The organism is Streptomyces sp. NEAU-YJ-81 (assembly GCF_017592595.1).
In the GTDB taxonomy this organism is placed as follows: Bacteria; Actinomycetota; Actinomycetes; order Streptomycetales; family Streptomycetaceae; genus Streptomyces; species Streptomyces hygroscopicus_B.
In genome coordinates this window covers 275,946-289,021 of the sequence record NZ_JAGFNO010000006.1, presented here as the reverse complement: position 1 = coordinate 289,021, position 13,076 = coordinate 275,946, and the positions used below count along the sequence as shown (strand labels likewise).

14 protein-coding genes are annotated in these 13,076 nt (G+C 71.9%); 3 read left to right on the top strand and 11 right to left on the bottom strand.

The genetic code is table 11. The features are described 5' to 3' along the window. Positions 1–72 precede the first annotated feature (72 nt). The 8 genes from rnc to J5X86_RS17400 all read right to left on the bottom strand — a co-directional run bounded on the left by rnc (position 73) and on the right by J5X86_RS17400 (position 8,453). Positions 73–909: a ribonuclease III gene (rnc, locus tag J5X86_RS17435; RefSeq protein ID WP_208517704.1), complete on the bottom strand. Its 837-nt coding sequence runs from the start codon at positions 907–909 to the stop codon at positions 73–75. A gap of 19 nt (positions 910–928) precedes the next feature. Then, positions 929–1,102 (bottom strand): 50S ribosomal protein L32, encoded by a 174-nt coding sequence (gene rpmF, locus J5X86_RS17430; protein ID WP_009714764.1) that lies wholly within the window; start codon positions 1,100–1,102, stop codon positions 929–931. Between the two features lie 2 nt (positions 1,103–1,104). Further along, positions 1,105–1,728, bottom strand: a complete 624-nt coding sequence (locus J5X86_RS17425; protein ID WP_208517791.1) for a DUF177 domain-containing protein — start codon at positions 1,726–1,728, stop codon at positions 1,105–1,107. 171 nt (positions 1,729–1,899) lie between these two features. Continuing rightward, positions 1,900–3,012, bottom strand: a complete 1,113-nt coding sequence (locus tag J5X86_RS17420) for a cell division initiation protein (protein WP_208517703.1) — start codon at positions 3,010–3,012, stop codon at positions 1,900–1,902. 107 nt (positions 3,013–3,119) lie between these two features. After that, positions 3,120–3,629: a pantetheine-phosphate adenylyltransferase gene (gene coaD, locus J5X86_RS17415; RefSeq protein WP_078643959.1), complete on the bottom strand. Its 510-nt coding sequence runs from the start codon at positions 3,627–3,629 to the stop codon at positions 3,120–3,122. After that, on the bottom strand, positions 3,626–4,213 hold the full coding sequence (gene rsmD / locus J5X86_RS17410) for a 16S rRNA (guanine(966)-N(2))-methyltransferase RsmD (RefSeq protein WP_208517702.1): 588 nt from the start codon (positions 4,211–4,213) through the stop codon (positions 3,626–3,628). Before rsmD ends, coaD begins: the two co-directional genes overlap by 4 nt. Positions 4,214–4,398: 185 nt before the next feature. After that, positions 4,399–6,558 (bottom strand): ATP-dependent DNA helicase RecG, encoded by a 2,160-nt coding sequence (recG, locus tag J5X86_RS17405; RefSeq protein ID WP_243980671.1) that lies wholly within the window; start codon positions 6,556–6,558, stop codon positions 4,399–4,401. Between the two features lie 128 nt (positions 6,559–6,686). After that, positions 6,687–8,453: a DAK2 domain-containing protein gene (locus J5X86_RS17400; RefSeq protein ID WP_208517700.1), complete on the bottom strand. Its 1,767-nt coding sequence runs from the start codon at positions 8,451–8,453 to the stop codon at positions 6,687–6,689. A gap of 265 nt (positions 8,454–8,718) precedes the next feature. Here J5X86_RS17400 and rpmB point away from each other — a divergent pair, with 265 nt between their 5' ends. After that, a complete protein-coding gene (rpmB, locus tag J5X86_RS17395; RefSeq protein WP_009714771.1) occupies positions 8,719–8,904 on the top strand; it encodes a 50S ribosomal protein L28 in 186 nt (61 codons plus the stop codon). Between the two features lie 110 nt (positions 8,905–9,014). Here rpmB and thiD read toward each other — a convergent pair whose 3' ends face one another. Next, a complete protein-coding gene (gene thiD / locus J5X86_RS17390; RefSeq protein WP_208517699.1) occupies positions 9,015–9,845 on the bottom strand; it encodes a bifunctional hydroxymethylpyrimidine kinase/phosphomethylpyrimidine kinase in 831 nt (276 codons plus the stop codon). Positions 9,846–10,006: 161 nt separating this feature from the next. Further along, positions 10,007–10,975, bottom strand: coding sequence for a thiamine-phosphate kinase (locus J5X86_RS17385; RefSeq protein ID WP_208517698.1), 969 nt, complete (start codon positions 10,973–10,975; stop codon positions 10,007–10,009). Positions 10,976–11,112: 137 nt separating this feature from the next. Here J5X86_RS17385 and J5X86_RS17380 point away from each other — a divergent pair, with 137 nt between their 5' ends. Next, complete coding sequence (locus J5X86_RS17380; protein WP_014055158.1) at positions 11,113–11,346, top strand: Lrp/AsnC family transcriptional regulator; 234 nt, start codon at positions 11,113–11,115, stop codon at positions 11,344–11,346. A 20-nt stretch (positions 11,347–11,366) separates the two neighbouring features. Beyond that, the gene (locus J5X86_RS17375; RefSeq protein ID WP_243980575.1) at positions 11,367–11,864 is read left to right on the top strand and encodes a DUF3515 domain-containing protein; all 498 of its coding nucleotides are present in this window, start codon (positions 11,367–11,369) and stop codon (positions 11,862–11,864) included. An 11-nt stretch (positions 11,865–11,875) separates the two neighbouring features. Here the strand turns inward: J5X86_RS17375 and J5X86_RS17370 are convergent, their stop codons facing one another. Next, complete coding sequence (locus tag J5X86_RS17370) at positions 11,876–13,048, bottom strand: D-alanine--D-alanine ligase family protein (RefSeq protein WP_078643947.1); 1,173 nt, start codon at positions 13,046–13,048, stop codon at positions 11,876–11,878. Between the last annotated feature and the right edge of the window lie 28 nt (positions 13,049–13,076).

Below are 13,076 nucleotides of genomic sequence, written 5' to 3'. Positions count from 1 at the left end.
GGGCGGGCCGTCCGCCGCGGGGGCGGTGAGAGGTGTTACGGACGTGACGGACGGTACGGCGGGGAAGGCCGATCAGCGTGCCGAGGAGGCCGTGTCGGCGGGGGCTCCGCCGTCCGCCGCCGTGGCGGCGGTTCCGGCGTCGGCCGCCTTGGCCTTCGCCTGAGCCTCGTCGGCAGCCGCGCGAATCGCGCGCCAGGCGGCCTCGGCCGCCTGCTGCTCGGCTTCCTTCTTGCTGCGGCCGGTGCCGGTGCCGTACGCGACACCACCGACGCGGGCAGCAGCCGTGAAGGTCTTCTCGTGGTCGGGACCGGTCTCGGAGACCAGGTACTCCGGGACCCCGAGCCCCTCGGTGGCGGTCAGCTCCTGGAGGCTGGTCTTCCAGTCCAGGCCGGCGCCGAGGTTCGAGGACTTCTCGATCAGCGGGTCGAAGAGCCGGTGCACCAGCTCAGCGGCAGCGTCGAGCCCCCGGTCGAGATAGACCGCGCCGATCACCGCTTCAAGGGTGTCGGCGAGGATGGAAGCCTTGTCCCTGCCCCCGGTGCCCTCTTCGCCCCGGCCGAGCCGGATGAAGGCGCCGAGATCCAGACCGCGGCCCACTTCAGCGAGCGCGCGCGAGTTCACCACCGCGGCCCGCAGCTTGGCCAGCTGGCCCTCGGGCAGGTCGGGGTGGATGCGGTACAGCGTGTCGGTGACCACCAGGCCGAGCACGGAATCCCCGAGGAATTCCAGCCGCTCGTTGGTGGGCAGCCCGCCGTTCTCGTACGCGAAGGAGCGGTGGGTCAGCGCACGCACCAGAAGGGCGGACTCGAGCTGGTACCCGAGCCGCCCTTCCAGGATCGTGTGAGACGAGGCCGTGTCCGCCTGGGACGCTTCACCGCGCTTACGCGGGGGCGTAGTGGCGTCTGACATAGAGCCTGTCACCCGCCGATCAGACCTCGAGGACCTGGCGGCGGTTGTAGGTGCCGCAGCTCGGGCACGCGATGTGCTGCTGCTTCGGCTCGTGGCAGCGCTCGCACGCCACCAGGGTGGGGACCGCAGCCTTCCACTGCGACCGGCGGTGGCGCGTGTTGCTGCGCGACATCTTCCGCTTCGGAACAGCCACGGCTACTTCTCCTGTGGGTCATCCCCGCGCTGGCGGGGTGCGTTTTCCTTCTCGCCGTCCCTCATGGTCTCGGCGAGTCCCTGCAGTGCCGCCCAACGGATGTCGGCGGCATCGTGGTGGTGGTCGGGGTTGTCCGCGAGACGGGCGCCGCATTCGGCACACAGCCCCGGGCAGTCCTCCCGGCACACCGGCTGCAGCGGCAGTGCGAGCACCACCGCGTCACGCAGCACGGGCTCGAGGTCGAACAGGTCGGCCTCGAGGAAGAGCCTGTCCTCCTCCTCGGCGTCGTCGCCGGTATCCGCGTCGCGGCTCCGGTCGTCGGCGTCGGGGTAGGAGTACATCTCCTGGAATTCCGCTTCGAGCTCTCGCTCCAGCGGCTCCAGACACCTTACGCACTCCCCTGTCAGCGGTGCACGGGCGGTGCCTGTGACAAGCACCCCTTCCATGACCGACTCCAGGCGGAGGTCCAGCTCGACGGTCGCGCCTTCCGGCACCCCGATGACCTCGATGCCGAGGTCCTTCGGCGCCGCCACGGAACGGGAGATCCTTTTCAGCGAGCCAGGACGACGGCCCAGCTCGCGCGTGTCGAACACGAGAGGGGCACGGTGGTCGAGGCGGGCGTTCAGGGCTTCCTGCTTTCTACGCTGCGGCGGGCCACCCGATCATTCACTACGAAACGGGCAGCCGAGATCGCGGACGTACACGCGACCGAAGAGCCAGGATACTGGACAGGCCGCCGTAGACCCAATCCGCCCGGTGGGGGCGGAATTCCCGCGGCCTGGGGGGCGGGACGGGACCTAGCGGCCCTGCTCGTACTGGCGGAGCTGATCGAGGTCGATCATGCTCGTGTCGAACAGGCTGGTCTCGTCGAGCGCGGCGCCCGACTGCTGCTGCTGATGGTGCTGCGGCGGCTGCTGGGGCTGCGGAGGCACGTAGCCCGCGTTCGGGTCGTAGCCCTGGGCCTGGGCCTGCTGCTGCCAGGCGTAGGCGTCCTGCTGATAGCCGCCCTGCATGGCGTACGGGTCCTGCTGCTGCGGCACGTACGCCTGCTGCTCCTGCTGCGGTACGTAAGCCTGCTGCTGGTAGCCGTACGCGTCCTGCTGCTGATATCCCGCCGTGGCGGCGTAGTACGCGGCGTCGGCGGCCGCCTGATCGGGCTGGGCCACGGGCTGGGCGACCGCCGCCTGGGACTGGGCGAGGTCCGCCAGATAGTCGTCGTCGGTGGTCCGCAGGGCCATTCCGGCCTCGTCCTGGGCCGCCATATGGGCCCCGAGCTCATCGGCGGGCCGCGCCCCGAGCAGCTTCTGGCGGCCCCGGCCGACCGCCTCCAGGGTCTTGGAGAGGACCGCCGAGACGGCCCCCAGCTTGGTGTCCACGTATTCGTCGGCGCGCTGCCGCAGGGTCGCCGGGTCGGCGCTGCGCTCCGGGCCCTCGTCGGGCTGCTCGAAGCCGTCCTCGGCGCCGGGCGCGCGGCCGAGCAGCTTCTCCCGGCCGCGGCCCACCGAGCCGATGGTCTTGGTGAGCACGACCTCGAAGTTGGCCAGCTTGCTGTCCACGTAGTCGTCGGCCTCGGCCCGGATCTCCTCGGCCTCCCGGCGGGCCTCGGTGAGGATCCGGTCGGCCTCCTCCTGGGACTTCCGCACCATCTCCGTGTCCGAGATCAGCGAGGCGCCCTGGGCGTGCGCGGACTCGATGATCCGCCCGGCCTCCTGGCGGGCCTCCGCCACCATCTGGTCCCGGCCGCCGATCAGCTCCTGGGCGTGGGCCAGGGAGTCCGGGAGTGCCGCACGCACCTCTTCGAGCATGGCGAGCAGCTCGGCGCGGTTGATCACGCACGAGGCCGACATGGGCATGGACCGGGCGCCGCCGACGGTATCGACGATCTCGTCGAGCTTCTTCTGCACGTCCACTGTGGGTGCTCGCAGACTGTCTGGATGCGGATGGGAACGGAGAACGAACGGCACGACTGTACGGCGAGCGGACCGCTCCCGGACAGCCGCTGACGTCCCGTCAGCCGCTACTTCCGGCCGAGCCGCTCGGAGAGCGATTCCAGCACCACCGGAGGCACCAGGTGGGAGACGTCGCCGCCCCAGGCCGCGACCTCCTTGACCAGGCTGGAGGAGAGGAAGCTGTACGTGGGGTTGGTGGGCACGAACAGCGTCTCCACGCCGGAGAGGCCGTTGTTCATCTGGGCCATCTGCAGCTCGTAGTCGAAGTCGCTGACGGCTCGCAGCCCCTTGACGATCGCGGGGATGTCCCGCTGCTTGCAGAAGTCGACCAGAAGTCCATGGAACGCCTCTACCTTGACGTTCCCGTACTCCTCGGTGGTCTGGCGGAGGAAATCGATCCGCTCGTCCACCGTGAACAGGCCCTGCTTCGACTTGTTGATCATCACGGCGACGTGCACGACGTCATAGAGCTTGGAGGCACGGCCGATGATGTCGAGGTGTCCATTGGTGACGGGGTCGAACGACCCCGGACAGACTGCGCGGCGCAACGGAAGTTCCTCGCTCTCGGGTCCGGTCATGACGCGTTCTCGCACGTCGAGGCGGCGCGACCGTACCAAAGCGTGCCCTCGCCGTACCGACGGGCCCGTAGCCCCTCGAATCCGGCAGGCCACACGAACTCCCCACCTCGTGTGCTGCGCTCAACGGTGACCAGCGCGTCGGCCGCTAGCCAGCCATTCTCCAGGAGTGTGAGGAGGATCTCCCGGAGTTCGGCGTCGGTGACGGCGTAGGGCGGGTCCAGGAAAACGACGTCGTACGGGCCGGTGACGGGGGCCTGTCCGGTGATGGTCTGTTCGGCCTTGCCGGTGCGCAGCTCCGCGCCGGGCAGACCGAGCGCCCGGACGTTCTGACGGATCGTGCGGGCCGCCCGCGGGTCGGACTCGACCAGCAGCACATGGACGGCGCCGCGGGACAGCGCCTCCAGGCCGACCGCGCCGGAGCCGCCGTACAGGTCGAGGACGCGGGCCCCGTCCAGCGAGCCGAGCAGCGACTCCCAGGTGGAGAACAGGCCCTCGCGCGCCCGGTCCGAAGTGGGTCGGGTGCCGTTTCCCGGCGGCACGGCCAGGCGTCGGCCGCCGGCCGCTCCGGCGATCACGCGGGTCATGGGTGTTGGCAGTCCTTCGCGGTGGTCGGGGCTGCGGCGCACCGCGCCCGTCCGGGCGGGGCCGCCGCACCTCCACGATATGGCGTACGGCGGCGGGCGGTGGCCGCGCGCTCCGATCGCGGGGCCCGGCCCCGCTCTCGGCGCTCGTCCCGGGCCTTGTCCCAGCCCCTGTCCCAACCCTTGTCTCAGCCCTTGTCGAGGTACTCCTCGCGCTCCTTGTCCAGCAGGGCGTCCAGGGCGGTGCGCAGCTCCGGGTATCCGGTCAGCTCCGGGTCGTCGGCGACGATCGCGGCCGCCTCCTCCCGGGCCGCCGTGATGACTTCCTCGTCGTCGATGACGGCGAGGACCCGCAGCGAGGAGCGGACCCCGGACTGGGCCTGGCCGAGCACATCGCCCTCCCGGCGCTGCTCCAGGTCGATCCGGGACAGCTCGAAGCCGTCGAGCGTGGCCGCGACCGCGCCCAGCCGCGCCCGGGCCGGGCTGCCCTCGGGCATGTCGGTCACCAGCAGACACAGCCCGGCGGCCGAGCCACGGCCGACGCGGCCGCGCAGCTGGTGCAGCTGGGAGACGCCGAACCGGTCGGCGTCCATGATCACCATGGCGGTGGCGTTGGGGACGTTGACACCGACCTCGATGACGGTCGTGGCGACCAGGACGTCCACCTCGCCCGCGGCGAAGCGGCGCATCACGTCGTCCTTGGCCTCGGGCTGCATCCGCCCGTGCAGCACCTCCACCCGCAGACCGCTCAGCGGGCCCTTGATGAGCTGCTCGGCGACCTCGACGACGGCCAGCGGCGGGCGCTTCTCGGCCTCGTCCTCGGGAGACGGGCTCGCGGCGCCCTTGGGCGCGTCCCCCTCATCGCCGATGTCGTCCCCGATCCGCGGGCACACCACATACCCCTGGTGCCCGGCGGCCACCTCCTCGCGCACCCGCTCCCAGGCGCGGGTCAGAAAGTGCGGCTTGTCCTTGGCGGGCACCACATGGGAGGCGATCGGGGAGCGGCCCGAGGGCAGCTGGTCCAGGACGGAGGTCTCCAGGTCGCCGAAGACGGTCATGGCGACGGTGCGCGGGATCGGGGTGGCCGTCATCACCAGCAGATGCGGGGGCTGCTTGCCCTTGGAGCGCAGGGCGTCGCGCTGCTCGACCCCGAAGCGGTGCTGCTCATCGACGACCACCAGCCCCAGGTCGTGGAACTGGACCTTGTCCTCGATCAGGGCGTGGGTGCCGATCACGATCCCGGCCTCGCCGGTGACCAGGTCCAGCAGCGCCTGACGGCGGGCAGCGGCGCCCATGGAACCGGTGAGCAGCACCACTTTGGTGCCCTGCTCCGCGCCGCCGAGCATTCCTCCCTCGGCCAGCTCCCCCATCATCTCGGTGATCGAGCGGTGGTGCTGCTGGGCGAGCACCTCGGTGGGCGCGAGCATCGCCGCCTGTCCCCCGGCGTCCACGACGCCGAGCATCGCGCGCAGCGCGACCATGGTCTTGCCCGAGCCGACCTCGCCCTGGAGCAGCCGGTGCATGGGGTGGTCGGTGGCGAGGTCGGCGAAGATCTCCTCGCTGACCCGGCGCTGGCCGTCGGTGAGGGTGAAGGGCAGCCGGGCGTCGAAGGCGGTCAGCAGCCCGTCCGGGACGGGCTTGCGGGGCGCCGCGGGCAGTTGGGCGTCGGCCCGGCGGCGCCGGGCGAGCGCCACCTGGAGGACGAACGCCTCGTCCCACTTCAGGCGGTCCCGGGCCATCGCGATATCGGTCTTGGTGGCGGGTCGGTGGATCTTGCGCAGCGCCTCGGGGAGCGTGGCCAGCCCCCGGCCCTCGCGGAGGCTGTCGGGCAGCGGGTCGACGAGCCCGGCCAGCGCGGTCTCCTCGTGGCCGGCCGGGCCCAGCACGGTGTCGATGGCCTGCTGGATCTGCCAGGACTCCATCTGCTTGCACGCCGGGTAGAGCGGCAGCAGCTGATGGGCGAACGCCTCCACGGCCTCCGCGCCGCTCTCCGCGCCCAGCGCCTTGAACTCCGGGTGGGCCAGCTGCCGCTTGCGGTTGAAGACCGAGACCTTCCCGGCGAACATCGCGCGGGTGCCGGGCTGGAGCTCCGCCCGCGGCTTGTGCACACCCTTGCCGAAGAAGACGAGCTGGAGACGGCCGCTGCCGTCGGTGATGGTGACCTCCAGCCGGCGGCCCCGGCCGCCGTTGAACGTGTGCACCCGGGCGTCGGCGACCTGCGCCACCACGGTCACATGCTCGTCCAAGGGCAGATCGGACAGCCGGGTCAGCTCACCGCGCTCCGCGTACCGCCGCGGGTAGTGGTGCAGCAGATCGCCGACGGTGTGCAGGTCGAGATGGTCGGCCATCACCTTCGCGGTGTTGCCGCCCAGGACCTTCTTCAGTGGTTCATCCAGCACGGGCACTCGTCCATTGCACACCACGGGAGTGACAAAGCGGGTGACGAGCGGGGTGATTCAGCGGCCGGCCGCCGGTCTCATTCGATGCCTATGATCAGCGGCGCGGTGGGCTGACCGCCGTGGTAGACGACCGTGTCGACGGCGAAGTGCCCCTCGCGCACATGCCGCTCCAGCCGTTCGGCGACCTCGTCCGGGAGGCCCGCGCCGAGTACCAGCGTGACCATCTCGCCGCCCGAGGCCAGCATCCGGTCCAGCACCGTCTCGGCGGTCGCGGCCAGCTCCGAGCCGATCACCGCCACATCGCCGTCGATCATGCCCAGGACGTCCCCGGCCTGGCACACCCCGGCCATGGTCCAGGACTGGCGCTCGGCGACGGCCAGTTCGGCGTAGCGGGTGGCGCCCGCGGCCGAGGTCATGGCGACCACGTCCTCGTCGAAGCTGCGGCCGGGCTCGTGGACGGCTAGCGCGGCGATGCCCTGGACGGCGGAGCGGGTGGGGATCACCGCGACCCGTACGCCCTCGGCGCGGGCCTGGGCCGCGGCCGCGGCGGCCGTGTGGCGCAGCTCGGTGTCGTTCGGCAGCAGCACGACCTCCCGGGCGCCGGCCCGGCGGACCGCGTCGACCAGTTCACCGCTGCCGGGCGGTTCCCCGGGGCGGGTGGCGACCGCGGTCGCGCCCGCCTCGGCGCACAGCGCGGCCAGCCCGTCCCCGGGGACGACGGCGACCACGGCACGGCCCGTGCGCTCGGTGCACGGACCCCCCGTGGGGCCCTTGGCGCCGTGCTGATCCGGCAGGACGACGACCGGGCCCGGCCGGTCCGGACCGTCGGCACCCGCCTTACGGGCGGCGGCGCCGTCGAAGTGGGTGATCCGGATGCGGTACGGGCGCCCGGCCTGGATCCCCGCCTCCACGGCCGCCCCCGCGTCGTCCACATGGACGTGCACATTCCACAGGCCGTCGCCGCCGACGATCACCAAGGAGTCGCCGAGGGCGTCCAGCCGCTCCCTCAGGGCGGCCACGGCCATGTCGCCGGCCTCCAGGAGGTAGATCACCTCGAAGGCGGGCCCGCCGTCCGCGGCGCTGTCGGCGGGACAGCCGGCGGGGTCCTGCCCGTGCGTCCCGGCGGGCGCCACGGCGTCACGCGTCAGGCCGTCATCGCGGGTGCGGACGGGCGCGAGCGCCGCGGGAGCCTCGCCCGACAGGGCCTCGGCGAGCCCGCCCAGGACCGTCACCAAGCCGTAGCCGCCCGCGTCGACCACCCCCGCGCGGGCGAGGACGTCGAGCTGGCCGGGGGTGGCCTGGAGCGCCGTCCGGGCGCCCTCGTAGGCGGCGCGGGCCACGGTGGCCGCGTCGCCCGTGGCGCGCTCCGCGCCCTCCGCGGCGGCCACGGCGACCGTAAGGACGGTGCCTTCGACGGGGTGGGCGACGGCCAGGTAGGCGAGGTCGGCCGCGCGCCGCAGCGCCAGCCGCAGCCCGTCCGCCTCGTCTGCGCCCGGGCTCCCCTGCGCCGGGCCGTCGGCCAGGACGTCCGCCATGCCGCGCAGTAGCTGCGCCAGGATCGTGCCGGAGTTGCCCTGCGCGCCGATCAGGGCGCCATGGGCCATGGCGCGCACCACATCGGCGAGGGTGGGGCGGGAGGCGGCGGGCGAGGCGGCGTGGCCGTCGAAGGCGGCGTCGACGGCCCGCGCGGCGGACTCGACGGTCAGATACAGATTGGTGCCGGTGTCCCCGTCCGCGACCGGATAGACGTTGATCGCGTCGATGTCCGCGCGGGCCCGGCCCAGCGCGTCCAGCGCGAGCCCGCACCAGGTCCGTACCGCATCGGCGTCGAGCGTGTGCGGCACGTAACGTCCTCCTCGGAGGGTGCTGGGGCGGGGGCGGGCATCGCGTCACCGCAGGGTAGTCGCCGCCCTCGGCGGGTGCCGGGCCAGCCATGATAGTTTCGTTGTACGGGAGTGGCCGTTGTATGCTGCTCCGGTTGCCCGATGCGAATCGGGCCATTCCCCCCAGGCGCCGCCGATCTTCCACGATCCAGGCAACGTCCGGGGCTTCCGTTCAGTGTCCTGTCTCCTCGCGGGAAGCGAGGGTGACCCGTCTTTGGAGTAACCCGTGGCTGCCAACTGCGACGTCTGCGGCAAGGGGCCGGGCTTCGGCAACAACATCTCGCACTCGCACCGCCGCACCCGCCGTCGTTGGAACCCCAACATCCAGACGGTGCGCGCTGTGGTCGGTCGTACCCCGAAGCGGCTCAATGTCTGCACCTCGTGCATCAAGGCCGGCAAGGTTTCGCGCTAGTCGTCTAGTCGCACGGCCTCCCCGCGCAAGCGGGATCCGGTACGCCGAGGCCGGTCCACCATGGATGTGGACCGGCCTTTTCACGTGCCCTTACGCACGCACTGCGCCCGTCAGTCCCGCAACCACCCGTGGTCGACCGGGCCGATGCCCGCGCCCAGCGGGAAGCCCGCCGCGATGGCGCCCGTGACGTACTCCTTGGCCGCCGTGACGGCCTCAGGGACCTCGTATCCGCCCGCCAGATACGTGGCGATCGCCGCGGCGAGGGTGCATCCCGTGCCGTGCGTATGGCGGTTGTCGTGGCGGGGCGCCCGCAGCCAGTGCTCCTCGGTGCCGTCCGTGAGCAGATCCACCGCCTCGCCGCCGGGCAGATGGCCGCCCTTGATCAGCGCCCACCGCGGGCCGTGGCCCAGCACCGCCCCGGCCGCCCGGCGCTGATCGTCCTCCGACTCCACCCGGACGCCGGTGAGCTGAGCCACCTCGTCCAGGTTGGGCGTGGCGACGGTCGCGGTCGGCAGCAGCTTCGTACGGACCGCGTCGAGCGCCTCGGTGGCCAGCAGCGGGTCGCCGTGCTTGGAGACCCCGACCGGATCGACGACCACCGGCGCGGACAGATCCGCGAGCAGCGCGGCGACGGTCTCGACCAGTTCGGCGGTCGCCAGCATGCCGGTCTTGACCGCCTGGACGCCGATGTCGTCGGCCACACTGCGGAACTGGGCCCGTACGGCCTCGGCGGGCAGCTCCCAGGCGCCCTGGACACCCAGGGAGTTCTGCGCCGTCACCGCGGTGATCACGCTCATGCCGTGGGCGCCCAGGGCCAGCATGGTCTTCAGATCGGCCTGGATACCTGCACCGCCGCCGGAGTCCGATCCGGCGACGGTGAGGACGCGCACGGGCGCCGAGCCGTCATGGGAGGGGCGGGGGATACGAGGAGGCAGGACCATGGAGCCGAATCTACTCGCCGCCCCCGCGCCCCCGATGTCCCCCCTCGGCGCCCTTACCGCCGACGCGGCTCCCTACCAACGACTCGACGCCCTTACGGCGGACTCGACGCTCTTACCGCCGACTCGACGCCCCTATCCCCGACTCGGCGTCGCCCTTACCGTCACTCGGCACCCTTACTGTCGCCGAAGTGGTCCCAGCCCCCATGGGCCCAGGGGGCTCCGTCCACCGTCACCTGGGGCAGCGCCGAGGGGTTCAGCACCTCTCCGATCACCTTCCAGCGGGCCGGCAGCTTGGCGTCGGGCGGAAAGGTGGCCACGATCGCGTGGTCCTCTCCCCCGCTGAGCACCCACTGCAGCGGATCGACGCCCACCGCCTGACCGATGTCCGACATCTGCGAGGGGACGTCGATGTCCCCCGAGCGCAGATCGATACGGACCTTGCTGGCCTCCGCGATATGCCCGAGGTCGGCCACCAGTCCGTCGCTCACATCGGTCATGGCGGTCGCGCCGAGCCCGGCGGCGGCCGGACCGGCGTGGTACGGCGGCTCCGGCCGGCGGTGCGCCTCGACGAAGGCCCGCGGCGAGCGGAAGCCGCGTGAGAGCACCGCGTGTCCGGCCGCCGACCAGCCCAGCCATCCGGTGACGGCGACAACGTCGCCGGGCTGGGCACCGGATCGGGTGACCGGCTCATGGTTGCGCAGATCGCCCAGGGCGGTGATGGCCACGGTGATGGTGTCCCCGCGCACCACATCTCCGCCGACCACGGCCGCGCCCGCGACCTGGCATTCGTCGCGGATGCCGTCCATCAGCTCGGCAGGCCAGGTCACCGGCAGATCGGCGGGGACCACCAGGCCGAGCAGCAGCGCGGTCGGCACCGCGCCCATGGCCGCGATGTCGGCCAGGTTCTGGGCCGCGGCCTTACGGCCGACGTCATAGGCGGTGGACCAGTCCCTGCGGAAGTGCCTGCCTTCCAGCAGGACATCCGTACTGGCCACGACCCTCCGGTCGGGCGCGGCCACGACCGCGGCATCGTCACCGGGCCCCAACCTCACCGCCGGGGTGGTGGTGAGCCGGGAAGTGAGCTCTCTGATGAGCCCGAACTCCCCCAACTCGCCCACGGTGCCCTTCATCCCATCGCCCCTTCGTGCTCGTGGCCGCTTGCCCACCACGCCGCGCTCCCCGCGCGGGTCTCCCCGCGCCGCATGGCGACGCGGTACCGTGGCGTCCCTTCTCCCCACATGATCCTCGTAGCCGCCCTGGAGGTTCCGTGGTACAGGCGTACATCCTGATCCAAACCGAGGTCGGCAAGGCCTCGACCGTGGCCGACGTCATCGCCAAGCTCCCCGGGGTGATACAGGCGGAGGACGTCACGGGCCCTTACGACGTGATCGTCCGCGCCCAGGCCGACACGGTCGATGAGCTCGGCCGCATGGTGGTCGCGAAAGTCCAGCAAGTCGAAGGCATCACTCGTACTCTGACCTGCCCGGTCGTCCATCTCTAGCTCCCCCGTATGCTCGGCCGATGAATTGCGCACACCGTAGTCTCACCCGAAGGCTCGTTCCGCTCTCCGCCACCATGGCGCTGGCCCTGGTGCCGATGGCCGGTTGCTCCTTCATCGGGGATTCCGACGACAGCGTGGCGCTCGCGGTTCCCTCGCCGTCCGCGCAGGCTGCGGCGGTGTGCCGGGCGCTCCACAAGGAACTGCCCACCACCGTGAACGGGCTGAAGCGGGGCACCGCCGAGCCCGCCTCGGACTACACAGCCGTGTGGGGGGACCCCGCCGTGCAGCTGCGCTGCGGGGTCCCCCGGCCGGCGGCCATGGGGTCCAAGACCGAGTCGGCCGAGGTGAACGGCGTCGAGTGGCTGCCGGAGAAGCAAAAGGACGGCTACCGCTTCACCACCGTACTTCGCCGGGCGTATGTCGAGGTGACCGTGCCCGGGAAGTACGCCCCCGAGATCAACGCCCTGCTCGACCTCGCCAAGGCCGTCAAGAAGACGGTGCCCAAGGGCGTGGCCTAGGGGCCTGGGCCCTAGCGCAGCCCCGTCGAGCGGCGCAGCGCGGCCTGCAGCAGCCGGTCCACCAGCTCGGGGTAGCTCACGCCGCTCTCCTGCCACATGCGCGGGTACATCGAGATCGGGGTGAAGCCGGGCATGGTGTTGATCTCGTTGATCACGAACTCGCCGCTGTCCAGCAGGAAGAAGTCGGCCCGGACCAGCCCCTCGCAGGACGCCGCGTCGAAGGCGGCCACCGCGAGCTCCTGGACCCGCCGGGTCTGTTCCTCGGTGAGCGGCGCGGGCACGATGCCGGCCGCCGAGTCGATGTACTTCGCCTCGAAGTCGTAGAAGGCGTGGGAGGAGACCGGCGGGATCTCGGCGGGCAGGCTGGCGCGCGGCCCGTCCTCGTACTCCAGCACCCCGCATTCGATCTCGCGGCCGCGCAGCAGCGCCTCCACGATGACCTTCGGGTCGTGGCGCCGGGCCTCCTCGATGGCCTCGTCCAGGTCCGCCGGGTCCTCGACCTTGGTGATACCGATGGACGAGCCGGCCCGCGCGGGCTTCACGAAGAGCGGCCAGCCGTGCTCCGCGGCGAACTCCACGATCCGGCGGCGGGCGGCGGAAGGTTCCTGCTGCCACTCCCGGGGGCGGATCACCTCGTACGGGCCGACGGGCAGCCCGAAGGAGACGAACACCCGCTTCATGTACTCCTTGTCCATGCCCACGGCGGAGGCGAGCACCCCGGCGCCCACATACGGCACCCCGGACAGCTCCAGCAGCCCCTGGAGGGTGCCGTCCTCGCCGTACGGGCCGTGCAGCATGGGGAAGACGACATCGACGTCGCCCAGCGCCTTGGGCACCGACCCCGGCTCGCTGTAGACGACCTCGCGGTTCCCCGGGTCGACCGGGAGGACGACCGAACCCTCGCCGGACTCGGCGAGCCGTTCGACGCTGGGCAGCTCGCGGTTGGCGATGGCCATCCGCTCGGGCTCGTCGGCGGTCAGCGCCCAACGGCCGTCCGCGGTGATGCCGATCGGCAGCACGTCGTACTTCTCGCGGTCGATGGCGCGCAGCACGGCGCCCGCGGTGACCACCGAGATGGCGTGCTCGGAGCTGCGGCCGCCGAAGACGACGGCGACGCGCGGCTTGTGCCGCTCGCCTCCGGAAGAAGCCGGGACAGGGCCTGGGGAAGGGGTCTGGCTGCTCATATCGCGTTGAGGTTACCTTGCGGTCCGC